This is a genomic window from Escherichia sp. WS1368 (assembly GCF_046487485.1).
Classification (GTDB): Bacteria; Pseudomonadota; Gammaproteobacteria; order Enterobacterales; family Enterobacteriaceae; genus Escherichia; species Escherichia coli.
The window spans coordinates 59859-85800 of sequence record NZ_JBJQJI010000005.1; the positions used below are offsets into that span (position 1 = coordinate 59859).

The window sequence follows — 25942 nt, forward strand, 5'->3', positions numbered from 1 at the left end:
TATGAAATTTACCGTAGAACGTGAGCATTTATTAAAACCGCTACAACAGGTGAGCGGGCCGTTAGGTGGTCGTCCTACGCTACCGATTCTCGGTAATCTGCTGTTACAGGTTGCTGACGGTACGTTGTCGCTGACCGGTACTGATCTCGAGATGGAAATGGTGGCACGCGTTGCGCTGGTTCAGCCACACGAACCAGGGGCGACGACCGTTCCGGCGCGCAAATTCTTTGATATCTGCCGTGGTCTGCCTGAAGGCGCGGAAATTGCCGTGCAGCTGGAAGGTGAGCGTATGCTGGTGCGCTCCGGGCGTAGCCGTTTTTCGCTGTCTACCCTGCCAGCCGCGGATTTCCCGAACCTCGATGACTGGCAGAGCGAAGTCGAATTTACCCTGCCGCAGGCGACGATGAAGCGTCTGATTGAAGCGACCCAGTTTTCTATGGCGCATCAGGACGTTCGCTATTACTTAAACGGTATGCTGTTTGAAACCGAAGGCGAAGAACTGCGCACCGTGGCGACCGACGGCCACCGCCTGGCGGTCTGCTCCATGCCAATTGGTCAATCTTTGCCAAGCCATTCGGTGATCGTGCCGCGTAAAGGCGTGATTGAACTGATGCGTATGCTCGACGGCGGCGACAATCCGCTGCGCGTGCAGATTGGCAGCAACAACATTCGCGCCCACGTTGGCGACTTTATCTTCACCTCGAAACTGGTGGATGGTCGCTTCCCGGATTACCGACGCGTTCTGCCGAAGAACCCAGACAAACATCTGGAAGCAGGCTGCGATCTCCTCAAGCAGGCGTTTGCTCGCGCGGCAATTCTCTCTAACGAGAAATTCCGCGGTGTGCGCCTGTATGTCAGCGAAAACCAGCTGAAAATCACCGCCAATAACCCGGAACAGGAAGAAGCGGAAGAGATCCTCGACGTTACCTATAGCGGTGCGGAGATGGAAATCGGCTTCAACGTCAGCTATGTGCTGGATGTTCTGAACGCGCTGAAATGTGAAAACGTGCGCATGATGCTGACCGATTCGGTTTCCAGCGTGCAGATTGAAGATGCCGCATCACAGTCGGCTGCCTATGTTGTCATGCCAATGAGACTGTAATGTCCCTCACCCGCTTGTTGATCCGCGATTTCCGCAATATCGAAACCGCGGATCTCGCTTTATCTCCCGGCTTTAACTTTCTGGTAGGTGCCAACGGCAGTGGCAAAACCAGCGTGCTGGAAGCCATCTATACGCTCGGCCATGGTCGGGCGTTTCGCAGTTTGCAGATTGGTCGCGTCATTCGCCACGAGCAGGAGGCGTTTGTTCTCCACGGGCGATTACAGGGCGAAGAGCGCGAGACAGCGATTGGCTTAACCAAAGACAAACAGGGCGACAGCAAAGTCCGCATCGACGGTACAGACGGGCATAAGGTCGCGGAACTGGCGCACCTGATGCCAATGCAGTTGATAACACCAGAAGGGTTTACTTTACTCAACGGCGGCCCCAAATACAGAAGAGCATTCCTCGACTGGGGATGCTTTCACAACGAACCTGGATTTTTCACCGCCTGGAGCAATCTCAAGCGATTGCTCAAGCAGCGCAATGCGGCGCTGCGCCAGGTGACACGTTACGAACAGCTACGCCCGTGGGATAAAGAACTGATCCCGCTGGCGGAGCAAATCAGCACCTGGCGCGCGGAGTATAGCGCCGGTATCGCGGCCGATATGGCTGATACCTGTAAGCAATTTCTCCCTGAGTTTTCTCTGACTTTCTCTTTCCAGCGCGGCTGGGAGAAAGAGACAGAGTACGCTGAGGTGCTGGAACGTAATTTTGAACGCGATCGCCAGCTAACCTACACCGCGCATGGCCCGCACAAAGCGGACTTACGCATTCGCGCCGACGGTGCGCCGGTGGAAGATACCTTATCGCGTGGGCAGCTTAAGCTGTTGATGTGCGCCTTACGTCTGGCGCAAGGAGAGTTCCTCACCCGTGAAAGCGGGCGGCGGTGTCTCTACCTGATAGATGATTTTGCCTCTGAGCTTGATGATGAGCGTCGCGGGCTGCTTGCCAGCCGCTTAAAAGCGACGCAATCACAGGTCTTTGTCAGCGCGATCAGTGCTGAACACGTTATAGACATGTCGGACGAAAATTCGAAGATGTTTACCGTGGAAAAGGGTAAAATAACGGATTAACCCAAGTATAAATGAGCGAGAAACGTTGATGTCGAATTCTTATGACTCCTCCAGTATCAAAGTCCTGAAAGGGCTGGATGCGGTGCGTAAGCGCCCGGGTATGTATATCGGCGACACGGATGACGGCACCGGTCTGCACCACATGGTATTCGAGGTGGTAGATAACGCTATCGACGAAGCGCTCGCGGGTCACTGTAAAGAAATTATCGTCACCATTCACGCCGATAACTCTGTCTCTGTACAGGATGACGGGCGCGGCATTCCGACCGGTATTCACCCGGAAGAGGGCGTATCGGCGGCGGAAGTGATCATGACCGTTCTGCACGCAGGCGGTAAATTTGACGATAACTCCTATAAAGTGTCCGGCGGTCTGCACGGCGTTGGTGTTTCGGTAGTAAACGCCCTGTCGCAAAAACTGGAGCTGGTTATCCAGCGCGAGGGTAAAATTCACCGTCAGATCTACGAACACGGTGTACCGCAGGCCCCGCTGGCGGTTACCGGCGAGACTGAAAAAACCGGCACCATGGTGCGTTTCTGGCCTAGCCTCGAAACCTTCACCAATGTGACCGAGTTCGAATATGAAATTCTGGCGAAACGTCTGCGTGAGTTGTCGTTCCTCAACTCCGGCGTTTCCATTCGTCTGCGCGACAAGCGTGACGGCAAAGAAGACCACTTCCACTATGAAGGCGGCATCAAAGCGTTCGTTGAATATCTGAACAAGAACAAAACGCCGATCCACCCGAATATCTTCTACTTCTCCACCGAAAAAGATGGTATCGGCGTTGAAGTGGCGTTGCAGTGGAACGATGGCTTCCAGGAAAACATCTACTGCTTTACCAACAACATTCCGCAGCGTGACGGCGGTACTCACCTGGCAGGCTTCCGTGCGGCGATGACCCGTACCCTGAACGCCTACATGGACAAAGAAGGCTACAGCAAAAAAGCCAAAGTCAGCGCCACCGGTGACGATGCGCGTGAAGGCCTGATTGCGGTCGTTTCCGTGAAAGTGCCGGACCCGAAATTCTCCTCCCAGACCAAAGACAAACTGGTTTCTTCTGAGGTGAAATCGGCGGTTGAACAGCAGATGAACGAACTGCTGGCGGAATACCTGCTGGAAAACCCAACCGACGCGAAAATCGTGGTTGGCAAAATTATCGATGCTGCCCGTGCCCGTGAAGCGGCGCGTCGCGCGCGTGAAATGACCCGCCGTAAAGGTGCGCTCGACTTAGCGGGCCTGCCGGGCAAACTGGCAGACTGCCAGGAACGCGATCCGGCGCTTTCCGAACTGTACCTTGTGGAAGGGGACTCCGCGGGCGGCTCTGCGAAGCAGGGACGTAACCGCAAGAACCAGGCGATTCTGCCGCTGAAGGGTAAAATCCTCAACGTCGAGAAAGCGCGCTTCGACAAGATGCTCTCTTCTCAGGAAGTGGCGACGCTTATCACCGCGCTTGGTTGTGGTATCGGTCGTGACGAGTACAACCCGGACAAACTGCGTTATCACAGCATCATCATCATGACCGATGCGGACGTCGACGGCTCGCACATTCGTACGCTGCTGTTGACCTTCTTCTATCGTCAGATGCCGGAAATCGTTGAACGCGGTCACGTCTACATCGCTCAGCCGCCGCTGTACAAAGTGAAGAAAGGTAAGCAGGAACAGTACATTAAAGACGACGAAGCGATGGATCAGTACCAGATCTCTATCGCGTTGGACGGCGCAACGCTGCACACCAACGCCAGTGCACCGGCATTGGCTGGCGAAGCGTTAGAGAAACTGGTATCTGAGTACAACGCGACGCAGAAAATGATCAATCGTATGGAGCGTCGTTATCCGAAAGCAATGCTGAAAGAGCTTATCTATCAGCCGACGTTGACGGAAGCTGACCTCTCTGATGAGCAGACCGTTACCCGCTGGGTGAACGCGCTGGTCAGCGAACTGAACGACAAAGAACAGCACGGCAGCCAGTGGAAGTTTGATGTCCACACCAATGCCGAACAAAACCTGTTTGAACCGATTGTTCGCGTGCGTACCCACGGTGTGGATACTGACTATCCGCTGGATCACGAGTTTATCACCGGTGGCGAATATCGTCGTATCTGCACGCTGGGTGAGAAACTGCGTGGCTTGCTGGAAGAGGATGCGTTTATCGAACGTGGCGAACGTCGTCAGCCGGTAGCCAGCTTCGAGCAGGCGCTGGACTGGCTGGTGAAAGAGTCCCGTCGCGGCCTCTCCATCCAGCGTTATAAAGGTCTGGGCGAGATGAACCCGGAACAGTTGTGGGAAACCACCATGGACCCGGAAAGCCGTCGTATGCTGCGCGTTACCGTTAAGGATGCGATTGCCGCCGACCAGCTGTTCACTACGCTTATGGGCGACGCCGTTGAACCGCGCCGTGCGTTTATTGAAGAGAACGCTCTGAAAGCGGCGAATATCGATATTTAATGACGTTAACAATGCGAGCGTGCCTGATGCGCTACGCTTATCAGGCCTACGAGACTCGTGCAATATATTGAATTTGCATGATTTTGTAGGCCGGATCAGACGTTAACGCCGCATCCGGCAAGAAGCTATAAGAAAAGGGCGGAGATCATCTTCGCCCTTTTTATTTCTGCAATCCGCAATTATCATCCCGCAGATCTATACTTTTTGAGTCAACACGTAACGCTTTACAGGTGATTATCATGGGGCTTTTTGATGAAGTTGTCGGTGCCTTTCTGAAAGGCGATGCGGGGAAATATCAGGCCATTTTGAGCTGGGTTGAGGAGCAGGGCGGCATTCAGGTGCTGCTGGAAAAACTGCAAAGTGGCGGTTTAGGTGCCATTCTCTCAACCTGGCTGAGTAATCAACAGGGCAACCAACCAGTTAGCGGCGAGCAACTGGAATCAGCGCTCGGCACAAATGCGGTGTCCGATCTCGGGCAAAAACTGGGCGTGGATACCAGTACAGCTTCCAGTTTACTGGCAGAACAATTGCCGAAGATTATTGATGCACTCTCACCGCAAGGTGAAGTGACAACACAAGCCAATAACGATCTGCTTTCCGCAGGCATGGAACTGCTGAAAGGGAAACTCTTCCGCTAAGCAAAAGGGGAGCATGCAACGCGCGTTGCATCCCCCTTTTCCCTCGGGTGTTGTACTGATTTTTGAGCGGAATCGCGTTAGCATGGGTCAGGAACCAATCTACCTGGGGAACTCATGGCTATCAAACTCATTGCTATCGATATGGATGGCACCCTTCTGCTGCCCGATCACACCATTTCACCTGCCGTTAAAAATGCGATTGCTGCAGCTCGCGCCCGTGGCGTGAATGTCGTGCTAACGACGGGTCGCCCTTATGCAGGTGTTCACAATTACCTGAAAGAGCTGCATATGGAACAGCCGGGCGACTACTGCATTACTTACAACGGTGCGCTGGTGCAGAAGGCCGCTGATGGTAGCACCGTGGCGCAAACCGCTCTCAGCTATGACGACTACCGTTTCCTGGAAAAACTCTCTCGCGAAGTCGGTTCTCATTTCCACGCCCTGGACCGCACCACGCTGTATACAGCAAATCGCGATATCAGCTACTACACGGTGCATGAATCCTTCGTTGCCACCATTCCGCTGGTGTTCTGCGAAGCGGAGAAAATGGACCCCAATACCCAGTTCCTGAAAGTGATGATGATTGATGAACCCGCCATCCTCGACCAGGCTATCGCGCGTATTCCGCAGGAAGTGAAAGAGAAATATACCGTGCTGAAAAGTGCGCCGTACTTCCTCGAAATCCTCGATAAACGTGTTAACAAGGGTACGGGTGTGAAATCACTGGCCGACGTGTTAGGTATTAAACCGGAAGAAATCATGGCGATTGGCGATCAGGAAAACGACATCGCAATGATTGAATATGCAGGCGTCGGTGTGGCGATGGATAACGCTATTCCTTCGGTGAAAGAAGTGGCGAACTTTGTCACCAAATCCAACCTTGAAGATGGCGTGGCATTTGCTATTGAGAAGTATGTGCTGAATTAATCAGTGAACGGGCAAACGGCATGAATGCGTTTGCCCGCAGCGATTAACAATTTCTGGTCGTGCATAAAATCAGGAACTGGAGTGGTGACGTTACTATATCCAGCGTAAGAGTGACTGGCAGCAGCGCATTAACGAGGCCGCGCGGGACGCCATCTGTTGCTTTGTACTCATAAAATCCCACCGTAAAGGGTTGATGGAAAACCATCACGTTTGAGTAATCCGCTTTTTTATTTTTCTGGTGGATTGAGCCTGTCAAACCGTCCAGCATCCATGTACAACGCCGGGTATCACAAATAAAACCATATTGTGTTGCCAGTGCCTTATCTTCTTCGTTGTTCCAGTCGTAATAGAGCGTAATAGCACCAGAGAAATTTTTATTACTGCTGCTTAAAATAAATTTCGCGTTATCAGAAACGGTGATTCTTTCACCATGAATTGCCGGATCGTTCAGCATTTTAACCACCTTATCGCCGCCGGTGGTCAACAGATAGTCCAACGATTCACCAACAAAAACATAGCCTTTCGTACCGTTACTATCTTCTGCCAGCGATAAACCCTTAATCGTGTCTGACCGCCATTGCTCGGCATGTGGACGGCTTGCAGTATTGGAAACCAATCCCCAAGTGATACATCCGGTCAACGCAAATGCCAAAGAACACAAACCGGCAGCCTTAAAAAATCCCTTAAAATTCAACTTCATGATTAATCCTTTAAACGAGTAGCTAAGCCGTTGAAAGCATACTCTTCTTTCCCTCCTGTTTAGCGCCTGACATCCCTTTTCAGATTTCTGCCCGACGCATGTCATTTTTTTATGCATTGTTCTTTTTGTGATCTAAATTGTAGTACAACAATATAAGTTTGTACTACATTACGCACACGGCAAACGCGAACGTCATCACGCTAGTACTACAAAGTTGCCGCGTTATGCATCGATCGGGGTAAAGTAGAGAAGAACATACAGAGCACAAGGACTCTCCATGACTCTCAATAAAACCGATCGCATTGTCATTACGCTGGGTAAACAGATCGTTCACGGCAAATACGTACCAGGCTCGCCGCTTCCGGCTGAGGCGGAGCTCTGTGAAGAGTTTGCAACCTCGCGCAACATCATCCGTGAGGTGTTCCGTTCGCTGATGGCGAAGCGGCTGATTGAAATGAAACGTTATCGCGGCGCGTTTGTGGCACCGCGTAACCAGTGGAATTACCTCGACACTGACGTACTGCAATGGGTGCTGGAAAACGACTACGACCCACGACTTATCAGTGCCATGAGCGAAGTGCGAAATCTGGTGGAACCGGCGATTGCCCGTTGGGCAGCAGAGCGCGCGACCTCCAGCGATCTGGCGCAGATTGAATCGGCGCTGAACGAGATGATTGCCAACAATCAGGACCGCGAAGCGTTTAACGAAGCGGATATTCGCTACCACGAGGCGGTGCTGCAGTCGGTGCATAACCCGGTGTTACAGCAACTTAGCATTGCGATCAGTTCGCTGCAGCGGGCGGTTTTTGAACGAACCTGGATGGGCGATGAGGCCAACATGCCGCAAACGCTCCAGGAACATAAGGCGCTGTTCGATGCGATACGGCATCAGGACGGCGATGCGGCAGAGCAGGCGGCGCTTACCATGATCGCTAGCTCGACACGAAGGTTAAAGGAAATCACATGACAGCTCGCTACATCGCAATTGACTGGGGATCGACCAATCTGCGCGCCTGGCTTTATCATGGCGACCACTGCCTGGAGAGCAGGCAATCAGAAGCAGGCGTCACGCGTCTGAACGGAAAATCTCCGGCTGCGGTGTTAGCAGAAGTGACGACCGACTGGCGTGAAGAGAATACGCCAGTGGTAATGGCAGGAATGGTCGGCAGCAATGTCGGCTGGAAAGTTGCACCGTATTTATCCGTTCCTGCCCGTTTTTCGTCTATTGGCGAACAATTAACGTCGGTTGGCGACAATATCTGGATTATTCCCGGATTATGCGTCTCTCATGACGATAACCATAATGTGATGCGCGGCGAAGAAACACAATTGATCGGCGCGCGTGCTCTGGCTCCTTCCTCTCTTTATGTCATGCCCGGTACGCATTGCAAATGGGTGCAGGCCGATAGCCAGCAAATCAACGATTTTCGCACCGTGATGACCGGTGAATTACATCATTTACTGTTAAATCACTCATTGATTGGCGCAGGTTTGCCGCCGCAGGAAAACTCTGCCGATGCCTTCGCGGCTGGTCTTGAGCGTGGCCTTAATGCTCCCGCCATATTGCCGCAGATTTTTGAAGTTCGCGCCTCGCATGTGCTGGGAACACTTCCCCGAGAACAGGTCAGCGAATTTCTCTCTGGTTTGTTGATTGGCGCAGAGGTTGCCAGTATGCGCGACTATGTGGCCCATCAACACGCCATCACCCTTGTCGCCGGAACATCGCTGACCGCGCGCTACCAGCAAGCCTTTCAGGCGATGGGTTGCGATGTGGCGGCGGTGGCGGGCGACACGGCATTTCAGGCTGGTATAAGGAGCATCGCTCATGCAGTGGCAAACTAAACTCCCGCTGATCGCCATTTTGCGCGGCATTACGCCCGACGAGGCGCTGGCGCATGTTGGCGCGGTGATTGACGCCGGGTTCGACGCGGTTGAAATCCCGCTGAATTCCCCACAATGGGAGCAGAGCATTCCCGCCATCGTTGATGCGTATGGCGACAAGGCGTTGATTGGCGCAGGTACGGTACTGAAACCTGAACAGGTCGATGTGCTCGCCAGGATGGGCTGCCAGCTCATCGTTACGCCCAATATCCATAGTGAAGTGATCCGCCGTGTGGTGGGCTACGGCATGACCGTTTGCCCCGGCTGCGCGACGGCGACCGAAGCCTTTACCGCGCTCGACGCGGGTGCGCAGGCGCTGAAAATATTCCCTTCATCGGCTTTTGGTCCGCAATACATCAAAGCGTTAAAAGCGGTATTACCACCGGACATCGCAGTCTTTGCCGTTGGCGGCGTGACGCCAGAAAACCTGGCGCAGTGGATAGACGCAGGTTGTGCAGGGGCAGGCTTAGGCAGCGATCTCTATCGCGCCGGGCAGTCCATAGAACGCACCGCGCAGCAGGCAGCAGCATTTGTTAAGGCGTATCGAGAGGCAGTGCAATGAAAATCACCAAAATTACCACGTATCGTTTACCTCCCCGCTGGATGTTCCTGAAAATTGAAACCGATGAAGGCGTGGTCGGCTGGGGCGAGCCCGTGATCGAAGGCCGCGCCCGTACAGTGGAAGCGGCAGTTCACGAACTGAGCGACTATTTGATTGGTCAGGATCCATCGCGCATCAATGACTTATGGCAAGTGATGTATCGCGCCGGATTTTATCGTGGCGGTCCAATCCTGATGAGCGCTATCGCCGGGATCGACCAGGCGTTATGGGATATCAAAGGCAAAGTGCTGAATACGCCGGTGTGGCAACTGATGGGCGGCCTGGTTCGCGACAAAATTAAAGCCTACAGTTGGGTCGGCGGCGATCGTCCGGCGGATGTTATCGACGGCATTAAAACCCTGCGCGAAATCGGCTTCGATACCTTCAAACTGAACGGTTGTGAAGAACTGGGGCTAATTGATAACTCCCGCGCGGTAGATGCGGCAGTCAACACCGTGGCACAAATTCGTGAAGCTTTTGGCAATCAGATTGAGTTTGGTCTTGATTTCCACGGTCGCGTCAGCGCGCCGATGGCGAAAGTGCTGATTAAAGAACTGGAGCCGTATCGCCCGCTGTTTATTGAAGAGCCGGTGCTGGCGGAACAAGCCGAATACTACCCGAAACTGGCGGCACAAACGCATATTCCACTGGCGGCGGGTGAACGCATGTTCTCACGCTTCGATTTTAAACGCGTGCTGGAGGCGGGCGGTATTTCGATTCTGCAACCAGATCTCTCTCATGCAGGCGGTATTACCGAATGCTACAAAATTGCCGGAATGGCAGAAGCCTATGACGTGACCCTTGCGCCGCACTGTCCGCTCGGACCGATTGCACTGGCGGCTTGTCTGCATATCGACTTTGTTTCCTATAACGCCGTACTTCAGGAACAAAGTATGGGAATTCATTACAACAAAGGCGCGGAGTTACTCGACTTTGTGAAAAACAAAGAAGACTTCAGCATGGTCGGCGGTTTCTTTAAACCATTAACGAAACCGGGCTTAGGCGTGGAAATCGACGAAGCTAAAGTTATTGAGTTCAGTAAAAATGCCCCGGACTGGCGTAATCCGCTCTGGCGTCATGAAGATAACAGCGTAGCAGAGTGGTAATTCCTGCCACGTAAGCCCCTCATCGGGCACTAAAACAGCAATACAAAAATATAACCCTCTGTAAATTACAGGGCATGGTGAGCGGCTTCGCTATGCCCAAAATCTGGAGAAAGCTCGCTATGGATATTCCCGTTAATGCAGCAAAGCCGGGGCGTCGGCGTTATCTGACGCTGGTGATGATCTTTATTACGGTGGTCATTTGTTATGTTGACCGCGCTAACCTGGCCGTGGCTTCCGCCCATATTCAGGAAGAGTTCGGTATTACGAAAGCGGAAATGGGCTATGTATTTTCGGCCTTCGCCTGGCTTTATACGTTATGCCAGATCCCCGGCGGTTGGTTTTTAGATCGCGTAGGTTCTCGCGTGACTTATTTTATTGCGATATTTGGCTGGTCAGTGGCGACGTTATTCCAGGGCTTTGCCACGGGATTAATGTCATTAATTGGTCTGCGCGCGATAACCGGTATTTTCGAAGCGCCCGCTTTCCCGACCAATAACCGGATGGTGACCAGCTGGTTCCCGGAACATGAACGCGCTTCCGCCGTTGGTTTTTATACGTCTGGTCAGTTTGTCGGTCTGGCGTTTTTGACTCCGCTGCTGATCTGGATTCAGGAGATGTTGAGCTGGCACTGGGTGTTCATTGTCACCGGTGGTATCGGCATTATCTGGTCGCTGATTTGGTTTAAGGTTTATCAGCCGCCGCGCCTGACCAAAGGCATCAGCAACGCTGAACTGGATTACATTCGTGATGGCGGCGGTCTGGTGGATGGTGATGCGCCGGTGAAGAAAGAGGCGCGTCAGCCGTTAACAGCCAAAGACTGGAAACTGGTGTTCCATCGTAAACTGATTGGCGTCTATCTTGGGCAATTTGCGGTGGCTTCTACACTGTGGTTTTTCTTAACCTGGTTCCCGAACTATTTAACCCAGGAAAAAGGAATCACGGCGCTGAAAGCAGGCTTTATGACCACGGTGCCATTCCTCGCGGCGTTTGTCGGCGTCCTGCTCTCTGGCTGGGTCGCGGATCTGCTGGTACGTAAGGGCTTTTCACTGGGCTTTGCGCGTAAAACGCCGATTATCTGCGGCTTGCTGATCTCCACCTGCATTATGGGCGCTAACTACACTAACGATCCGATGATGATTATGTGCCTGATGGCGCTGGCATTCTTCGGCAACGGTTTTGCTTCGATTACCTGGTCGCTGGTCTCTTCTCTGGCACCGATGCGCCTGATTGGTTTAACCGGCGGCGTGTTTAACTTTGCCGGTGGTCTGGGCGGCATCACCGTTCCGCTGGTGGTGGGTTACCTGGCGCAGGGTTACGGTTTCGCGCCTGCACTGGTTTATATCTCCGCCGTCGCGTTGATTGGCGCGCTCTCATACATCCTGCTGGTGGGCGATGTGAAACGCGTTGGCTAATCTTTCAACTGTGGAATATGCGCCACACCACTGCGCATAATCCACTTTCTTAAAGCCGGTGCGGTCAGGCATCGGCTTTTTACTATTTTGCCGAAGAGTTTTAAACGCAGTTTGCGGGTGGCGCGCCAGTAGGCGGCGTTGCTCTTCTCCGGCTGCTTCAGTAACACCGAACGCAGAATCTCTGCGCTATCCAGCGCATAGCTAATCCCCTCCAGCGAACTGGCGCTGATAAATCCCGCCGCTTCACCAATCAGAAAGGCGTTGTCCTTACCGCAGACAAAATCCTGCCAGCGTGAGGGAAACAGCACGGTACATTTCTCGCTTTTCACCGCTTTGCCAAACTGGAACTGAAAGGCGTTCATTTTCTCTTTCAGCGTCGTGAAACGCGTCTGACCGTCTTTCATGGGATAGGCACCGCCAAAGATAAAATAACCGTCTTTGCTGATACTCCATGAGTAACAGTCAGTTATCGCATTATCAAAGATGCAGGAGTAGAACGGCACCGGATGTTTCTCTGCGAACCACTGCTGGATAGCGACATATTTACGAATTTGATGATCCGGGTAGAGATGTCGCCGCACCATCGAGTTTGCGCCATCGGCACCGACCAGATAGCGGGCAGTAATATGCTGCTCCCAACCGTCTGCACGAAAAATGACATGCCATTTATCATCCTCACGCCAGATTTTTCGGCACAGGCTGTCGTGGTAAACCTCAACGCTGGCGGGGATCAGCGATTTCATCCACAAGTCGAAAGCATGGCGATTAATATTGATATAGCTTCGCTGGTAGTTACGCGTGAACGATGCGGCAACGTCGACAGTTTTGACGCTGAAAATCTGTGGATTGGCGATCACATCGACAGGAAGCGTCAGTCCATCGCGAATAAAAGATCGCTGCGCGTCCGGTGCCAGCAGACCGCCGCAAGGTTTGCTGAAACCTTCAGTACCACACTGGTGCTTTTTATCCAGCGCGATCACCTGCATTTTGCCTGCTAACTTTCGTGCCAACGCCGACCCTGCCGGGCCGAGGCCAATAATCGCCACGTCGAAATGTTCCATCTTTTCACTCACATTCATCACGATGGCGAAAGACTATTGTCTGAAAGTGAAGTCCTTGTGAAGTATGATGGCGGGAACCGTTTTGTATCAGGACCGCGCCATGAAACAGATAACCTTTGCTCCCCGTAATCACCTGCTCACCAATACCAATACCTGGACGCCCGACAGCCAGTGGCTGGTATTTGACGTTCGTCCTTCAGGGGCGTCGTTTACCGGCGAGACCATTGAGCGTGTGAATATCCATACCGGCGAGGTCGAGGTTATCTATCGCGCGTCACAGGGCGCACACGTCGGCGTGGTGACCGTTCATCCGAAGTCAGAGAAGTATGTCTTCATCCACGGCCCGGAAAATCCTGATGAAACATGGCATTACGACTTCCATCATCGGCGCGGAGTGATTGTTGAAGGCGGCAAGATGAGTAACCTTGATGCGATGGATATTACCGCGCCGTATACGCCAGGAGCGCTGCGCGGCGGCAGCCATGTGCATGTCTTTAGCCCGAACGGTGAAAGGGTGAGCTTTACCTATAACGACCATGTAATGCATCAACTCTGCCCGGCGCTGGATTTGCGAAACGTCGGTGTTGCTGCACCGTTTGGCCCGGTCAACGTACAAAAGCAGCATCCGCGTGAATACAGCGGTAGCCACTGGTGCGTGCTGGTGAGTAAAACCACGCCCACGCCGCAGCCTGGCAGCGATGAAATCAATCGTGCTTATGAAGAAGGATGGGTAGGAAATCACGCGCTGGCGTTTATTGGCGACACACTTTCGCCAAAGGGCGAGAAAGTACCGGAGCTATTTATCGTTGAGTTACCGCAAGATGAAGCTGGCTGGAAAGCGGCAGGTGATGCGCCGTTAAGTGGAACGGAAACAACCCTGCCCGCGCCACCGCGCGGCGTCGTGCAGCGACGTTTAACCTTTACCCACCATCGGGCTTATCCGGGGTTAGTTAACGTCCCGCGCCACTGGGTGCGCTGTAATCCGCAGGGTACGCAAATCGCGTTTTTAATGCGTGATGATAACGGCATTGTGCAACTGTGGCTTATCTCGCCACAAGGCGGCGAGCCGCGCCAGTTAACCCATAACAAAACGGATATTCAGTCTGCATTTAACTGGCATCCGTCAGGAGAATGGTTGGGCTTTGTGCTGGATAATCGAATTGCTTGCGCCCATGCGCAAAGCGGCGAGGTTGAGTATTTAACCGAAAACCACGCCAATCCACCTTCTGCGGACGCCGTGGTCTTCTCGCCGGATGGTCAGTGGCTGGCGTGGATGGAAGGCGGCCAGCTGTGGATCACCGAAACTGATCGCTAAATCAGTTATCAGGCATTCTGGCCGGTGGAATAACCGCATTGGTGGCTTGCGCGTTGGCTTCGCTTTTTTCAACGCGTGAGCGCACCGAGCTGTCTTTGCGGAACACGTCCCACGGCAGTAAAAGCGTGTCCATCACAGCGGTAAACGGCATATCGAGAATCGCCAGCGACTTAGTGCCCCAGTTGGTTTCATCGTCGCCAATCATGGTGGCGCTGGCGCGGGTGCCGGGATACGTTCCTTCTTTCCCCCCGGTATGGGACATCACGCTGGAGCATCCTCCGAGTAATGTCATTCCGCTGCATATCATGAACGCTAACAACACATTTCTTATCATAATAAATTCATCTGTTGATCGTGGGTGTTGGCCTGATGAGTTATAGCGATCCCTTGCTGAAAATAACATCATCATTACGTCGCACTGTGGCGGCTATCGCACTTTAACGTTTCGTGCTGCCCCCTCAGTCTATGCAATAGACCATAAACTGCAAAAAAAAGTCCGCTGATAAGGCTTGAAAAGTTCATTTCCAGACCCATTTTTACATCGTAGCCGATGAGGACGCGCCTGATGGGTGTTCTGGCTACCTGACCTGTCCATTGTGGAAGGTCTTACATTCTCGCTGATTTCAGGAGCTATTGATTATGCGTAACTTTGATTTATCCCCGCTTTACCGTTCTGCTATTGGATTTGACCGTTTGTTTAACCACTTAGAAAACAACCAGAGCCAGAGTAATGGCGGCTACCCTCCGTATAACGTTGAACTGGTAGACGAAAACCATTACCGCATTGCTATCGCTGTGGCTGGTTTTGCTGAGAGCGAACTGGAAATTACCGCCCAGGATAATCTGCTGGTGGTGAAAGGTGCTCACGCCGACGAACAAAAAGAGCGCACCTATCTGTACCAGGGCATCGCTGAACGCAACTTTGAACGCAAATTCCAGTTAGCTGAGAACATTCATGTTCGTGGCGCTAACCTGGTGAATGGTCTGCTGTATATCGATCTCGAACGCGTGATTCCGGAAGCGAAAAAACCGCGCCGTATCGAAATCAACTAATTCCTTAAGGCCGCCTGGCGCGGCCTGACATCTCCATGCTCGCCGTCAGGGAGCATATGCGAATCTTCGGATTTGCAGGTACTTACTCGCTTCTTAGAAGGAGAAATGACTATGCGTAACTTCGATTTATCCCCACTGATGCGTCAATGGATCGGTTTTGACAAACTGGCCAACGCACTGCAAAACGCCGGTGAAAGCCAGAGCTTCCCGCCGTACAACATTGAGAAAAGCGACGATAACCACTACCGCATTACCCTTGCGCTGGCAGGTTTTCGTCAGGAAGATTTAGAGATTCAACTGGAAGGTACGCGCCTGAGCGTAAAAGGCACGCCGGAGCAGCCAAAAGAAGAGAAAAAATGGCTGCATCAAGGGCTTATGAATCAGCCATTTAGCCTGAGCTTTACGCTGGCTGAAAATATGGAAGTCTCTGGTGCAACCTTCGTAAACGGTTTACTGCATATTGATTTAATTCGTAATGAGCCTGAACCCATCGCAGCGCAGCGTATCGCTATCAGCGAACGTCCCGCGTTAAATAGCTAACTAGCTATTCTCTTTGCCCCGCCATTCTGGTGGGGCTTTTTTTGTCTTTCTTCTTCAACAATGCGTTAATTTTCGCCTGTTTAAGATATTTCGGCACGTTCTTTCCCGTGATAATGTGCGCTATAAGGCAAATCTGCTTCACCGATTCAGCCATAATCCGTAGCAATTAAAATGTTATCTCAAGAGAAATGGACGATGAGTGATATAGCATTAACGGTCAGTATTCTGGCTTTGGTGGCAGTCGTCGGTTTGTTTATCGGCAACGTCAAATTTCGCGGCATAGGATTAGGTATTGGCGGCGTGCTGTTTGGTGGGATCATCGTCGGCCATTTTGTTTCTCAGGCGGGGATGACATTAAGTAGCGATATGCTGCATGTTATTCAGGAATTTGGCCTGATCCTGTTCGTTTATACCATCGGGATTCAGGTAGGGCCGGGCTTCTTTGCCTCATTGCGCGTCTCCGGATTACGCCTCAACCTGTTTGCTGTTCTGATCGTCATCATCGGTGGTCTGGTTACCGCCATCCTGCATAAACTGTTTGATATTCCACTGCCGGTAGTGCTGGGGATTTTCTCCGGTGCGGTAACCAATACGCCAGCACTGGGGGCAGGGCAGCAGATCTTGCGCGACCTGGGTACACCAATGGAAATGGTCGATCAGATGGGGATGAGTTACGCGATGGCGTATCCATTCGGCATTTGCGGGATTTTGTTCACCATGTGGATGTTGCGGGTTATTTTCCGCGTCAATGTCGAGACAGAAGCCCAGCAGCACGAGTCTTCACGCACCAATGGCGGCGCGCTGATCAGGACTATCAATATTCGCGTTGAGAACCCTAACCTGCATGATTTAGCCATTAAAGATGTACCGATTCTCAATGGCGACAAAATTATCTGCTCGCGTCTGAAACGCGAAGAAACCCTAAAAGTACCTTCGCCAGATACCATTATCCAACTGGGCGATTTGCTGCATCTGGTGGGGCAGCCAGCGGATTTACATAATGCGCAACTGGTGATTGGTCAGGAGGTCGATACCTCGCTGTCTACGAAAGGCACTGATTTGCGCGTCGAGCGTGTGGTGGTCACCAATGAAAACGTGCTCGGAAAACGTATTCGCGACCTGCACTTTAAAGAACGCTATGACGTTGTTATCTCGCGCCTGAACCGTGCCGGGGTCGAACTGGTCGCCAGTGGTGATATCAGCCTGCAGTTCGGCGATATTCTCAACCTGGTGGGGCGTCCGTCCGCAATTGATGCCGTTGCCAATGTGCTGGGGAATGCGCAGCAAAAACTGCAACAGGTACAGATGCTGCCGGTGTTTATTGGTATCGGGCTTGGCGTATTGTTAGGTTCTATTCCCGTCTTTGTGCCGGGATTCCCGGCCGCGTTGAAACTGGGGCTGGCGGGCGGTCCGCTGATTATGGCGTTGATCCTCGGGCGTATCGGCAGTATCGGCAAGCTGTACTGGTTTATGCCGCCAAGTGCCAACCTCGCGCTGCGGGAGCTGGGGATCGTGCTGTTCCTCTCGGTCGTTGGTCTGAAATCTGGTGGGGATTTTGTGAATACCCTGGTCAATGGCGAAGGGCTAAGCTGGATTGGATATGGTGCCCTGATCACCGCCGTTCCGCTGATTACTGTTGGTATTCTGGCGCGGATGTTAGCCAAAATGAATTACCTGACCATGTGCGGGATGCTGGCTGGCTCCATGACCGATCCACCGGCGCTGGCGTTTGCTAATAATCTTCATCCAACGAGCGGTGCGGCGGCGCTCTCTTACGCCACTGTCTATCCGTTAGTGATGTTCCTGCGCATTATCACCCCCCAATTACTGGCGGTGCTCTTCTGGAGTATCGGTTAACTCTTTTCCGGGTGGAGTCGCCGTAAATGGTACTCCACCTGGTATTCGTTGGCATTTCTGAACATTACTGAATAATTCAAAAACTCCCCGCTCTCGCTATATGACAACGAGGTGATCCGCAGCAGTGGCGTGTGTTCCGCTACCTTCATTTGCCGCGCCAGCAGTCTATCGGCGAGCACCGGCGTCAGGCTTTCATAATTACCGCCAATCAGAATCCCGCACTCTTGTTCAATATATTCAAACTTCGACCCTTCCAGATGTTGCAGCGAAAGGTTACGGAACAGTTTTACCGGCATATAGCTGTCTTCCAGCATCAGCGGTTTCCCTTCCACAAAACGAACGCGACGGGAGAAGTAGATCTGCTCGTTGATTTGAATCCGTAACTGGCTGGCAATGGCCGGAGGCGCAGGCATGATTTCAAAAATCAGCACCTGGCTGGTGACCGTTTTTCCCTGGCGTTTTAACACCTCCACCAGCCCGGTCAGGCTGGCGGTTTGATGCAATACATCTTTACGCACCAGGTAAGTACCGCTGCCGTGGCGGCGGACCACCAGCCCCCACGCTACCAGCAGATCAATGGCTTTACGGATGGTCATCCGCGATACCGCAAACTCTTCCGCCAGCTTTTTTTCACCGGGAAGAAGGCTATTTAGCGTGAAATCCGCGGAGTTAAGTCGAATTCTTAACCGCTCCGCAATGCTTTTGTAGATCATCTCTAGATCTCTTTTTTGCCTGCAAGCCCGGGTAATGCGCCCACAAGTTCTGCTTAATCGATTGAAAAAAAATCTTTTTTTTAAAGATGTGTTCGATGCTGTGTACCAGTGCTCACAGATGTCTACTTTTTCGCGAAAACGTAGATCTCTACCGCCCAACGAAAAGCATGAAAGCGATCACGAATCCCATTGGGTCGTCATGTTCTGCCGATCGCATCTTCCTATCCTCGCTCCAGGCCTGCCGCATAACCAATCAGGCTTCCTACTTACAGAATTGAGAAAAGAGGATGTGGAAATGCTCAGTCAAATTCAACGCTTTGGCGGCGCGATGTTCACGCCAGTGCTGCTGTTTCCCTTCGCCGGGATTGTGGTGGGTCTTGCCATCTTGCTGCAAAACCCGATGTTTGTCGGGGAATCACTGACCGATCCGAACAGTTTATTCGCGCAAATCGTACACATTATTGAAGAGGGCGGTTGGACGGTATTCCGTAATATGCCGCTGATTTTTGCTGTCGGTTTACCCATTGGCCTTGCGAAGCAAGCGCAGGGGCGTGCTTGTCTGGCGGTGATGGTGAGTTTCCTGACCTGGAACTATTTCATCAACGCGATGGGAATGACCTGGGGAAGCTACTTCGGCGTCGATTTCACTCAGGACGCGGTGGCAGGTAGCGGGCTGACAATGATGGCGGGGATTAAAACCCTCGATACCAGCATTATCGGCGCGATTATAATTTCCGGCATTGTGACGGCGCTGCATAACCGTCTGTTCGATAAAAAACTGCCGGTGTTTCTCGGCATTTTCCAGGGGACATCTTATGTGGTGATTATCGCCTTCCTGGTGATGATCCCCTGCGCCTGGCTGACGTTGCTCGGCTGGCCAAAAGTACAAATGGGGATTGAATCTCTGCAAGCGTTCCTGCGTTCGGCGGGTGCGCTTGGGGTCTGGGTTTACACCTTCCTCGAACGTATTCTGATCCCAACCGGTTTACACCACTTCATCTACGGACCGTTTATCTTTGGTCCGGCAGCTGTTGAAGGCGGCATTCAGATGTACTGGGCGCAGCATCTGCAAGAGTTCAGTCTGAGCGCCGAGCCGCTGAAATCGTTGTTCCCGGAAGGCGGTTTTGCCCTGCACGGTAACTCAAAAATCTTTGGTGCCGTGGGCATTTCTTTAGCGATGTACTTCACTGCCGCACCGGAAAATCGGGTAAAAGTGGCGGGCTTGCTGATTCCCGCAACCTTAACCGCCATGCTGGTGGGAATTACCGAACCGCTGGAATTTACCTTCCTGTTCATTTCACCGTTGCTGTTTGCGGTACACGCTGTGCTTGCGGCCTCAATGTCGACCGTGATGTACCTCTTTGGTGTGGTGGGCAACATGGGCGGTGGTTTGATTGACCAGGTTTTACCGCAAAACTGGATCCCGATGTTCAGCAACCACGCGGATATGATGCTGACCCAAATCGCCATTGGGTTGTGCTTTACCCTGCTGTACTTCGTGGTTTTCCGCACCCTGATTCTGCAATTCAACATGTGCACGCCGGGACGTGAAGATGCGGAAGTGAAACTCTACTCAAAAGCCGAATACAAAGCCTCGCGAGGCCAAACCACCGCGGCAGAGCCAAAAAAAGAGCTGGATCAGGCTGCCGGTATCCTGCAAGCCCTGGGCGGGGTCGGCAATATCTCCAGCATTAACAATTGCGCGACGCGTCTACGGATTGCACTGCATGACATGTCACAAACGCTGGATGACGAAGTCTTTAAAAAGCTGGGAGCGCACGGCGTCTTCCGTAGTGGCGATGCCATTCAGGTGATCATTGGTCTGCATGTATCCCAGCTACGTGAACAGCTCGATAGCTTAATTAATTCTCATCAATCAGCAGAAAATGTTGCCATTACGGAGGCAGTATAATGACCAAATTCTCAGTGGTTGTCGCAGGCGGTGGAAGCACCTTTACGCCAGGCATCGTGTTGATGCTCCTGGCGAATCAGGACCGTTTCCCGCTTCGTGCACTGAAATTTTATGATAACGATGGTGCGCGGCAGGAAGTGATTGCTGAAGCCTGTAAAGTCATCCTTAAAGAGAGAGCGCCGGACATTGCGTTTAGTTACACCACCGATCCTGAAGTGGCGTTCAGCGACGTTGATTTTGTCATGGCGCACATCCGCGTCGGCAAATACCCGATGCGCGAACTGGATGAAAAAATCCCGCTGCGCCACGGCGTTGTTGGACAGGAAACTTGCGGACCCGGCGGAATAGCGTACGGCATGCGTTCCATTGGCGGCGTCCTGGAACTGGTGGATTATATGGAAAAATATTCACCAAATGCCTGGATGCTCAACTACTCCAACCCGGCAGCCATTGTCGCAGAAGCCACGCGTCGTCTGCGCCCGAATGCGAAAATCCTCAACATCTGTGACATGCCAATCGGTATTGAAAGCCGGATGGCGCAAATTGTTGGGCTGCAAGATCGCAAACAGATGCGCGTGCGCTACTACGGCCTGAACCACTTTGGCTGGTGGACATCAATTGAAGATTTGCAGGGCAACGACCTGATGCCCCAGCTGCGGCAATATGTCTCGAAGCACGGTTATGTTCCACCGCAGCAAGATACACATACTGAAGCGAGCTGGAACGACACCTATGCAAAAGCGCGGGATGTCCAGGCACTGGACCCGGATACATTGCCGAACACCTATCTGAAATATTATCTCTTCCCGGATTATGTCGTTCAGCATTCCAACCCTGAACATACCCGCGCGAATGAGGTGATGGAGCATCGCGAGAAACAGGTTTTCGATGCTTGCCGCGCCATTACGGCGGCAGGAAATTCAGCGGCGGGCAAGCTGGAAATTGACGAACATGCGTCATACATCGTCGATCTGGCGGCGGCAATTGCCTTCAACACTCAGGAGCGGATGTTGCTGATTGTGCCTAACAACGGGGCAATCCATAACTTTGATGATGAAGCGATGGTCGAGATCCCGTGTCTGGTCGGGCACAACGGACCAGAACCACTGGTGGTCGGCGATATCCCGCAGTTTCAGAAAGGGTTAATGAGTCAGCAAGTGGCGGTGGAAAAACTGGTCGTGGACGCCTGGGAACAGCGTTCATATCAGCACCTGTGGCAGGCGATTACTTTGTCGAAAACGGTACCGAGCGCCGCGGTCGCCAAAGCTATTCTGGATGATTTGCTGGAGGCCAACAAAGCGTACTGGCCAGAGTTACGTTAATTGTGTGGACTGGCATCCGTTGGGTGCTGGTCCGTATTCTTTAGCACGGCTGACGGCGCATAACCAAATTTATGTTTAAAGGCTTTGCTGAAATGAAAGGAGTCGAAGAAGTTGAGCGTATCAGCGACTTCGCCAACCGAGTTCCCTTGTTGCTTTAATAGCGATAGCGCCAGATCCAGACGTGCATCGAGGTAATATTCTTTCGGCGTCTTGCCGGTATAGCGTAAAAACAGACGACGCAACCAGGCTTCGCTACAGGGGATCGTGGCAGCCATATCAGCTACGCTCCAGCGTTGTTGCAGACTGGCATGTAAAGTGGCAATTAGTTTTTCAATTTGCCGCCGTTGTGGATCTTTTTTACCGTCTGAGTACATAAGACAAATCCACTGATAAATAATTTTCGTCAGAAAAGCGACTGCCAGATTATTTTTTATTGCTTCTGGTGAAGTAATTAACTCAGCAACTTCGGTGAGTTCCTGATTATAAATTTCGCCATTATAAATAACGCTTTGCTGACCGACGGGAATATCCATCATACTGGTGGGGGTAAATTCCATCCAGTACTGTTCCCAGACTAAACCTTCACAGTGATAAGAGTGAATATCCATTGGCTTTAAAAATATAATACAGTTGCCATGCAGAGTTATTTGTTCACCATTCTTTAAAAGAATTTTCCCACATCCTTGTACGGTATACACCGCAACCCATGAGTTGGCGATAAGCGGTTTCTTCTTGTCCCGCGGCCAGATCACCCGGTAATGCTCGTCGGCGTAGGTATGCCAGAGCGAGATCAGAGAAATTCCGCTGGAGATCACATTTTCGTTAATCAATAAGGGAATATTGTACGGAGTTTCGTTTTTTACATCTGAACTTTGCAATTTTCCATTCATTTTAATATCCCTCCGGCGAATTATGCTCACAACCTGAACTTAACAGAAAACAATCCGTTCAGGGATACGACGTTTGTATTTTAAGAATCTGACTGCCTGACCCGACGCATTTTACCTCTCCCTATATTCATGCGTCCGGGACATAAACATAAATAAGGGCTATGAGATGAATTCGTTACAAATCTTGAGTTTTGTCGGTTTTACGCTGCTGGTGGCGATCATCACCTGGTGGAAGGTTCGCAAAACAGATACCGGATCGCAACAAGGCTATTTTCTTGCCGGACGTTCACTAAAAGCGCCGGTTATTGCCGCTTCGTTAATGTTAACCAACCTTTCCACGGAACAACTGGTTGGACTTTCCGGGCAGGCCTACAAAAGCGGCATGTCGGTGATGGGCTGGGAAGTGACTTCAGCGGTGACGCTGATCTTCCTCGCGCTAATCTTTTTACCGCGCTATCTGAAGCGCGGCATTGCCACCATCCCCGATTTTCTGGAGGAACGTTATGATAAAACGACGCGTATTATCATCGACTTCTGCTTCCTCATTGCCACCGGCGTCTGCTTTCTGCCGATTGTTCTCTACTCCGGCGCGTTGGCGCTCAACAGCCTGTTTCACGTCGGGGAATCGCTACAGATTTCTCACGGTGCGGCTATCTGGCTATTGGTAATTTTGCTTGGTCTGGCGGGAATTTTGTATGCGGTGATCGGCGGACTGCGCGCAATGGCAGTGGCGGACTCCATCAACGGTATTGGTCTGGTTATCGGCGGGTTGATGGTGCCGATATTTGGCCTGATCGCGATGGGCAAGGGCAGCTTTATGCAGGGCATTGAGCAACTCACCACCGTTCACGCCGAGAAATTAAACTCAGTCGGCGGCCCGACCGATCCCTTGCCGATTGGCGCGGCATTTACCGGTTTAATTCTGGTGAACACCTTTTACTGGTGTACAAATCAGGGCATCGTGCAACGCACGCTGGCGTCAAAAAGCCTGGCGGAAGGGCAAAAGGGGGCGCTGTTAACGGCGGTGCTGAAAATGCTCGACCCGCTGGTACTGGTGCTGCCAGGGTTGATTGCGTTTCATCTGTATCAGGATCTACCGAAAGCCGACATGGCCTACCCGACGCTGGTCAATAACGTTCTGCCAGTGCCACTGGTGGGTTTCTTCGGCGCGGTGTTATTTGGTGCGGTGATCAGTACCTTCAACGGCTTTCTGAATAGCGCCAGTACGTTATTCAGTATGGGTATTTACCGTCGCATCATTAACCAGAATGCCGAGCCGCAACAGCTGGTCACCGTTGGGCGCAAATTTGGTTTCTTTATCGCCATCGTTTCGGTGCTGGTCGCGCCGTGGATTGCCAACGCGCCGCAGGGGTTGTATAGCTGGATGAAACAGCTCAACGGTATTTACAACGTGCCGCTGGTTACCATCATCATTATGGGCTTTTTCTTCCCGCGCATCCCGGCGCTGGCGGCAAAAGTGGCGATGGGGATTGGCATAATCAGCTACATCACCATCAACTATCTGGTGAAGTTCGACTTCCATTTCCTCTATGTGCTGGCCTGTACGTTCTGCATCAACGTGGTCGTGATGCTGGTGATCGGTTTTATCAAACCGCGCGCCACGCCGTTCACCTTCAAAGATGCGTTTTCAGTGGACATGAAACCGTGGAAAAACGTCAAGATCGCGTCAATTGGCATCCTGTTCGCGATGATTGGCGTCTATGCCGGGCTGGCTGAATTCGGCGGCTACGGTACGCGCTGGTTAGCGATGATCAGTTATTTCATTGCCGCCGTAGTGATTGTCTACCTGATTTTTGACAGCTGGCGGCATCGTCACGACCCAGCCGTAACCTTTACTCCCGACGCGAAGGATAGCCTATGAAACGCCCCAATTTTCTGTTCATCATGACCGATACCCAGGCCACCAATATGGTCGGTTGCTATAGCGGTAAGCCGCTGAATACGCAAAATATTGATAGTCTGGCGGCGGAAAGTATTCGCTTTAATTCCGCCTACACCTGTTCACCGGTTTGTACACCAGCGCGCGCCGGGCTGTTTACCGGTATCTACGCTAACCAGTCCGGCCCGTGGACCAACAACGTCGCGCCGGGCAAAAACATCTCCACTATGGGGCGCTACTTTAAGGATGCCGGCTATCACACCTGTTACATCGGCAAATGGCATCTCGACGGTCATGACTATTTCGGCACTGGCGAGTGTCCGCCGGAGTGGGACGCTGATTACTGGTTCGATGGGGCGAACTATCTTAGCGAACTGACGGAAAAAGAAATTAGCCTGTGGCGCAATGGCCTAAACAGCGTCGAAGATTTACAGGCGAACCATATTGACGAAACCTTCACCTGGGCGCACCGCATCAGCAATCGAGCAGTGGATTTTCTGCAACAGCCCGCGCGCGCCGAGGAACCCTTCCTGATGGTGGTTTCGTATGATGAGCCGCATCACCCGTTCACCTGTCCGGTGGAGTATTTAGAGAAATACGCTGATTTTTACTACGAGCTGGGCGAGAAAGCACAGGATGACCTGGCGAACAAACCGGAACATCACCGCTTATGGGCGCAGGCGATGCCATCGCCAGTCGGTGATGACGGGCTTTATCACCATCCGCTCTATTTTGCCTGCAATGACTTTGTTGATGACCAAATCGGACGTGTCATCAATGCCTTAACGCCAGAGCAACGTGAAAATACGTGGGTCATTTATACCTCCGATCACGGTGAAATGATGGGCGCACATAAGCTGATCAGTAAAGGAGCGGCGATGTATGACGACATCACCCGTATTCCGCTGATCATCCGTTCGCCGCAAGGGGAGCGGCGACAGGTCGATACGCCAGTCAGTCATATCGATTTACTGCCGACAATGATGGCGCTGGCAAATATTGAAAAACCAGAGATTCTGCCGGGGGAAAATATCCTTGCCGCGAAAGAGCCACGCGGCGTAATGGTGGAATTTAACCGCTACGAGATTGAGCATGACAGCTTTGGCGGTTTTATTCCGGTGCGTTGCTGGGTGACGGATGACTTTAAACTGGTACTCAACCTCTTCACCAGTGATGAACTTTACGATCGACGTAATGACCTAAATGAAATGCATAATCTGATCGATGATATCCGTTTTGCCGACGTTCGCCGCAAAATGCATGACGCCTTATTGGATTACATGGACAAAATTCGCGATCCGTTCCGCAGTTATCAATGGAGCCTGCGTCCGTGGCGTAAAGATGCACAGCCGCGCTGGATGGGGGCATTTCGTCCACGCCCACAAGATGGCTATTCGCCAGTGGTACGCGACTATGACACCGGCCTACCGACGCAAGGAGTGAAAGTGGAAGAGAAAAAACAGAAGTTCTGACGATAATGCCCGCTGATGATCACC

At 52.2% G+C, this 25942-nt stretch carries 23 protein-coding genes and 1 other annotated feature; of the genes, 18 read left to right on the forward strand and 5 right to left on the reverse strand.

Translation table 11 applies throughout. From position 1 onward, the window contains the following. The first annotated feature begins 1 nt into the window (after position 1). The 5 genes from dnaN (at position 2) to yidA (ending at position 6183) form a co-directional block, all read left to right on the forward strand. Complete coding sequence (dnaN, locus tag ACJHYD_RS12580; protein ID WP_000673464.1) at positions 2-1102, forward strand: DNA polymerase III subunit beta; 1101 nt, start codon at positions 2-4, stop codon at positions 1100-1102. Further along, the gene (recF, locus tag ACJHYD_RS12585) at positions 1102-2175 is read left to right on the forward strand and encodes a DNA replication/repair protein RecF (RefSeq protein ID WP_000060112.1); all 1074 of its coding nucleotides are present in this window, start codon (positions 1102-1104) and stop codon (positions 2173-2175) included. Before dnaN ends, recF begins: the two co-directional genes overlap by 1 nt. 28 nt (positions 2176-2203) lie before the next feature. Next, positions 2204-4618, forward strand: coding sequence for a DNA topoisomerase (ATP-hydrolyzing) subunit B (gyrB, locus tag ACJHYD_RS12590; RefSeq protein WP_000072067.1), 2415 nt, complete (start codon positions 2204-2206; stop codon positions 4616-4618). A gap of 239 nt (positions 4619-4857) precedes the next feature. Continuing rightward, the gene (locus ACJHYD_RS12595) at positions 4858-5256 is read left to right on the forward strand and encodes a YidB family protein (protein WP_001328248.1); all 399 of its coding nucleotides are present in this window, start codon (positions 4858-4860) and stop codon (positions 5254-5256) included. Positions 5257-5370: 114 nt separating this feature from the next. Beyond that, positions 5371-6183, forward strand: a complete 813-nt coding sequence (yidA, locus tag ACJHYD_RS12600) for a sugar-phosphatase (protein ID WP_000985549.1) — start codon at positions 5371-5373, stop codon at positions 6181-6183. Positions 6184-6226: 43 nt separating this feature from the next. Here yidA and ACJHYD_RS12605 read toward each other — a convergent pair whose 3' ends face one another. After that, positions 6227-6883, reverse strand: a complete 657-nt coding sequence (locus ACJHYD_RS12605) for a lipoprotein (RefSeq protein ID WP_001551916.1) — start codon at positions 6881-6883, stop codon at positions 6227-6229. A 277-nt stretch (positions 6884-7160) separates the two neighbouring features. Between ACJHYD_RS12605 and dgoR the strand changes: the two genes are divergently transcribed. The 5 genes from dgoR to ACJHYD_RS12630 all read left to right on the forward strand — a co-directional run bounded on the left by dgoR (position 7161) and on the right by ACJHYD_RS12630 (position 11883). Further along, positions 7161-7850 carry a D-galactonate utilization transcriptional regulator DgoR gene (gene dgoR, locus ACJHYD_RS12610; RefSeq protein WP_000174305.1) on the forward strand — a complete coding sequence of 230 codons (690 nt, stop codon included), beginning with the start codon at positions 7161-7163 and terminating at the stop codon, positions 7848-7850. After that, positions 7847-8725, forward strand: coding sequence for a 2-dehydro-3-deoxygalactonokinase (gene dgoK / locus ACJHYD_RS12615; RefSeq protein ID WP_001551914.1), 879 nt, complete (start codon positions 7847-7849; stop codon positions 8723-8725). Before dgoR ends, dgoK begins: the two co-directional genes overlap by 4 nt. Further along, positions 8709-9326, forward strand: a complete 618-nt coding sequence (dgoA, locus tag ACJHYD_RS12620) for a 2-dehydro-3-deoxy-6-phosphogalactonate aldolase (RefSeq protein WP_001551913.1) — start codon at positions 8709-8711, stop codon at positions 9324-9326. Before dgoK ends, dgoA begins: the two co-directional genes overlap by 17 nt. Next, positions 9323-10471, forward strand: coding sequence for a galactonate dehydratase (dgoD, locus tag ACJHYD_RS12625; RefSeq protein ID WP_001551912.1), 1149 nt, complete (start codon positions 9323-9325; stop codon positions 10469-10471). The genes dgoA and dgoD overlap by 4 nt, the downstream gene beginning before the upstream one ends. Before the next feature lie 74 nt (positions 10472-10545). Then, positions 10546-11883 (forward strand): MFS transporter, encoded by a 1338-nt coding sequence (locus tag ACJHYD_RS12630; protein WP_160342174.1) that lies wholly within the window; start codon positions 10546-10548, stop codon positions 11881-11883. On the opposite strand, the gene cbrA is transcribed toward ACJHYD_RS12630, so the two are convergent. Continuing rightward, positions 11880-12944, reverse strand: a complete 1065-nt coding sequence (gene cbrA / locus ACJHYD_RS12635; protein WP_001551910.1) for a colicin M resistance lipid reductase CbrA — start codon at positions 12942-12944, stop codon at positions 11880-11882. The genes ACJHYD_RS12630 and cbrA overlap by 4 nt on opposite strands. Positions 12945-13044: 100 nt before the next feature. Here cbrA and ACJHYD_RS12640 point away from each other — a divergent pair, with 100 nt between their 5' ends. Next, complete coding sequence (locus ACJHYD_RS12640; protein ID WP_001551909.1) at positions 13045-14259, forward strand: DUF3748 domain-containing protein; 1215 nt, start codon at positions 13045-13047, stop codon at positions 14257-14259. Position 14260: 1 nt separating this feature from the next. Here the strand turns inward: ACJHYD_RS12640 and ACJHYD_RS12645 are convergent, their stop codons facing one another. Further along, on the reverse strand, positions 14261-14593 hold the full coding sequence (locus ACJHYD_RS12645; protein ID WP_000620888.1) for a YceK/YidQ family lipoprotein: 333 nt from the start codon (positions 14591-14593) through the stop codon (positions 14261-14263). A gap of 239 nt (positions 14594-14832) precedes the next feature. Further along, positions 14833-14905, forward strand: a sequence feature (ROSE (Repression Of Heat Shock gene Expression) occurs in the 5'-region of heat shock genes and acts as an RNA thermometer to modulate expression.). Between ACJHYD_RS12645 and ibpA the strand changes: the two genes are divergently transcribed. The 3 genes from ibpA (at position 14899) to ACJHYD_RS12660 (ending at position 17709) form a co-directional block, all read left to right on the forward strand. After that, complete coding sequence (ibpA, locus tag ACJHYD_RS12650; protein ID WP_001243437.1) at positions 14899-15312, forward strand: small heat shock chaperone IbpA; 414 nt, start codon at positions 14899-14901, stop codon at positions 15310-15312. It overlaps the preceding feature by 7 nt. A gap of 111 nt (positions 15313-15423) precedes the next feature. Further along, positions 15424-15852 (forward strand): small heat shock chaperone IbpB, encoded by a 429-nt coding sequence (gene ibpB, locus ACJHYD_RS12655; protein WP_001243431.1) that lies wholly within the window; start codon positions 15424-15426, stop codon positions 15850-15852. Positions 15853-16047: 195 nt separating this feature from the next. Next, positions 16048-17709, forward strand: coding sequence for a putative transporter (locus ACJHYD_RS12660; protein WP_001279763.1), 1662 nt, complete (start codon positions 16048-16050; stop codon positions 17707-17709). Here the strand turns inward: ACJHYD_RS12660 and ACJHYD_RS12665 are convergent. Beyond that, positions 17706-18422 (reverse strand): GntR family transcriptional regulator, encoded by a 717-nt coding sequence (locus ACJHYD_RS12665; protein WP_001309076.1) that lies wholly within the window; start codon positions 18420-18422, stop codon positions 17706-17708. The two genes, ACJHYD_RS12660 and ACJHYD_RS12665, sit on opposite strands and share 4 nt — an antisense overlap. Before the next feature lie 295 nt (positions 18423-18717). Between ACJHYD_RS12665 and ACJHYD_RS12670 the strand changes: the two genes are divergently transcribed. Then, entirely contained in the window at positions 18718-20334 is a 1617-nt protein-coding gene (locus ACJHYD_RS12670) for a PTS sugar transporter subunit IIB (protein WP_000952127.1), read from the forward strand. Further along, positions 20334-21656: a 6-phospho-alpha-glucosidase gene (locus tag ACJHYD_RS12675; protein ID WP_001551908.1), complete on the forward strand. Its 1323-nt coding sequence runs from the start codon at positions 20334-20336 to the stop codon at positions 21654-21656. The genes ACJHYD_RS12670 and ACJHYD_RS12675 overlap by 1 nt, the downstream gene beginning before the upstream one ends. Here the strand turns inward: ACJHYD_RS12675 and ACJHYD_RS12680 are convergent. Continuing rightward, the gene (locus ACJHYD_RS12680) at positions 21653-22546 is read right to left on the reverse strand and encodes a helix-turn-helix transcriptional regulator (protein WP_001551907.1); all 894 of its coding nucleotides are present in this window, start codon (positions 22544-22546) and stop codon (positions 21653-21655) included. The genes ACJHYD_RS12675 and ACJHYD_RS12680 overlap by 4 nt on opposite strands. 166 nt (positions 22547-22712) lie before the next feature. Between ACJHYD_RS12680 and ACJHYD_RS12685 the strand changes: the two genes are divergently transcribed. Next, positions 22713-24428, forward strand: coding sequence for a solute:sodium symporter family transporter (locus tag ACJHYD_RS12685; protein WP_001551906.1), 1716 nt, complete (start codon positions 22713-22715; stop codon positions 24426-24428). Beyond that, complete coding sequence (locus ACJHYD_RS12690) at positions 24425-25918, forward strand: sulfatase-like hydrolase/transferase (protein ID WP_001551905.1); 1494 nt, start codon at positions 24425-24427, stop codon at positions 25916-25918. The genes ACJHYD_RS12685 and ACJHYD_RS12690 overlap by 4 nt, the downstream gene beginning before the upstream one ends. Positions 25919-25942 lie beyond the last annotated feature (24 nt).

Coding starts and splice junctions, on each gene's coding strand:
- cbrA (WP_001551910.1), bottom strand. CDS start 12,944: ATGGAACATTTCGACGTGGCGATTATTGGCCTCGGCCCGGCAGGGTCG.
- ACJHYD_RS12670 (WP_000952127.1), top strand. CDS start 18,718: ATGCTCAGTCAAATTCAACGCTTTGGCGGCGCGATGTTCACGCCAGTG.
- ACJHYD_RS12675 (WP_001551908.1), top strand. CDS start 20,334: ATGACCAAATTCTCAGTGGTTGTCGCAGGCGGTGGAAGCACCTTTACG.
- ACJHYD_RS12645 (WP_000620888.1), bottom strand. CDS start 14,593: ATGATAAGAAATGTGTTGTTAGCGTTCATGATATGCAGCGGAATGACA.
- dgoA (WP_001551913.1), top strand. CDS start 8,709: ATGCAGTGGCAAACTAAACTCCCGCTGATCGCCATTTTGCGCGGCATT.
- ACJHYD_RS12605 (WP_001551916.1), bottom strand. CDS start 6,883: ATGAAGTTGAATTTTAAGGGATTTTTTAAGGCTGCCGGTTTGTGTTCT.
- ACJHYD_RS12680 (WP_001551907.1), bottom strand. CDS start 22,546: ATGAATGGAAAATTGCAAAGTTCAGATGTAAAAAACGAAACTCCGTAC.
- ACJHYD_RS12640 (WP_001551909.1), top strand. CDS start 13,045: ATGAAACAGATAACCTTTGCTCCCCGTAATCACCTGCTCACCAATACC.
- ibpB (WP_001243431.1), top strand. CDS start 15,424: ATGCGTAACTTCGATTTATCCCCACTGATGCGTCAATGGATCGGTTTT.
- gyrB (WP_000072067.1), top strand. CDS start 2,204: ATGTCGAATTCTTATGACTCCTCCAGTATCAAAGTCCTGAAAGGGCTG.
- ACJHYD_RS12660 (WP_001279763.1), top strand. CDS start 16,048: ATGAGTGATATAGCATTAACGGTCAGTATTCTGGCTTTGGTGGCAGTC.
- dnaN (WP_000673464.1), top strand. CDS start 2: ATGAAATTTACCGTAGAACGTGAGCATTTATTAAAACCGCTACAACAG.
- recF (WP_000060112.1), top strand. CDS start 1,102: ATGTCCCTCACCCGCTTGTTGATCCGCGATTTCCGCAATATCGAAACC.
- ibpA (WP_001243437.1), top strand. CDS start 14,899: ATGCGTAACTTTGATTTATCCCCGCTTTACCGTTCTGCTATTGGATTT.
- dgoD (WP_001551912.1), top strand. CDS start 9,323: ATGAAAATCACCAAAATTACCACGTATCGTTTACCTCCCCGCTGGATG.
- ACJHYD_RS12685 (WP_001551906.1), top strand. CDS start 22,713: ATGAATTCGTTACAAATCTTGAGTTTTGTCGGTTTTACGCTGCTGGTG.
- ACJHYD_RS12665 (WP_001309076.1), bottom strand. CDS start 18,422: ATGATCTACAAAAGCATTGCGGAGCGGTTAAGAATTCGACTTAACTCC.
- ACJHYD_RS12595 (WP_001328248.1), top strand. CDS start 4,858: ATGGGGCTTTTTGATGAAGTTGTCGGTGCCTTTCTGAAAGGCGATGCG.
- ACJHYD_RS12690 (WP_001551905.1), top strand. CDS start 24,425: ATGAAACGCCCCAATTTTCTGTTCATCATGACCGATACCCAGGCCACC.
- ACJHYD_RS12630 (WP_160342174.1), top strand. CDS start 10,546: ATGGTGAGCGGCTTCGCTATGCCCAAAATCTGGAGAAAGCTCGCTATG.
- yidA (WP_000985549.1), top strand. CDS start 5,371: ATGGCTATCAAACTCATTGCTATCGATATGGATGGCACCCTTCTGCTG.
- dgoK (WP_001551914.1), top strand. CDS start 7,847: ATGACAGCTCGCTACATCGCAATTGACTGGGGATCGACCAATCTGCGC.
- dgoR (WP_000174305.1), top strand. CDS start 7,161: ATGACTCTCAATAAAACCGATCGCATTGTCATTACGCTGGGTAAACAG.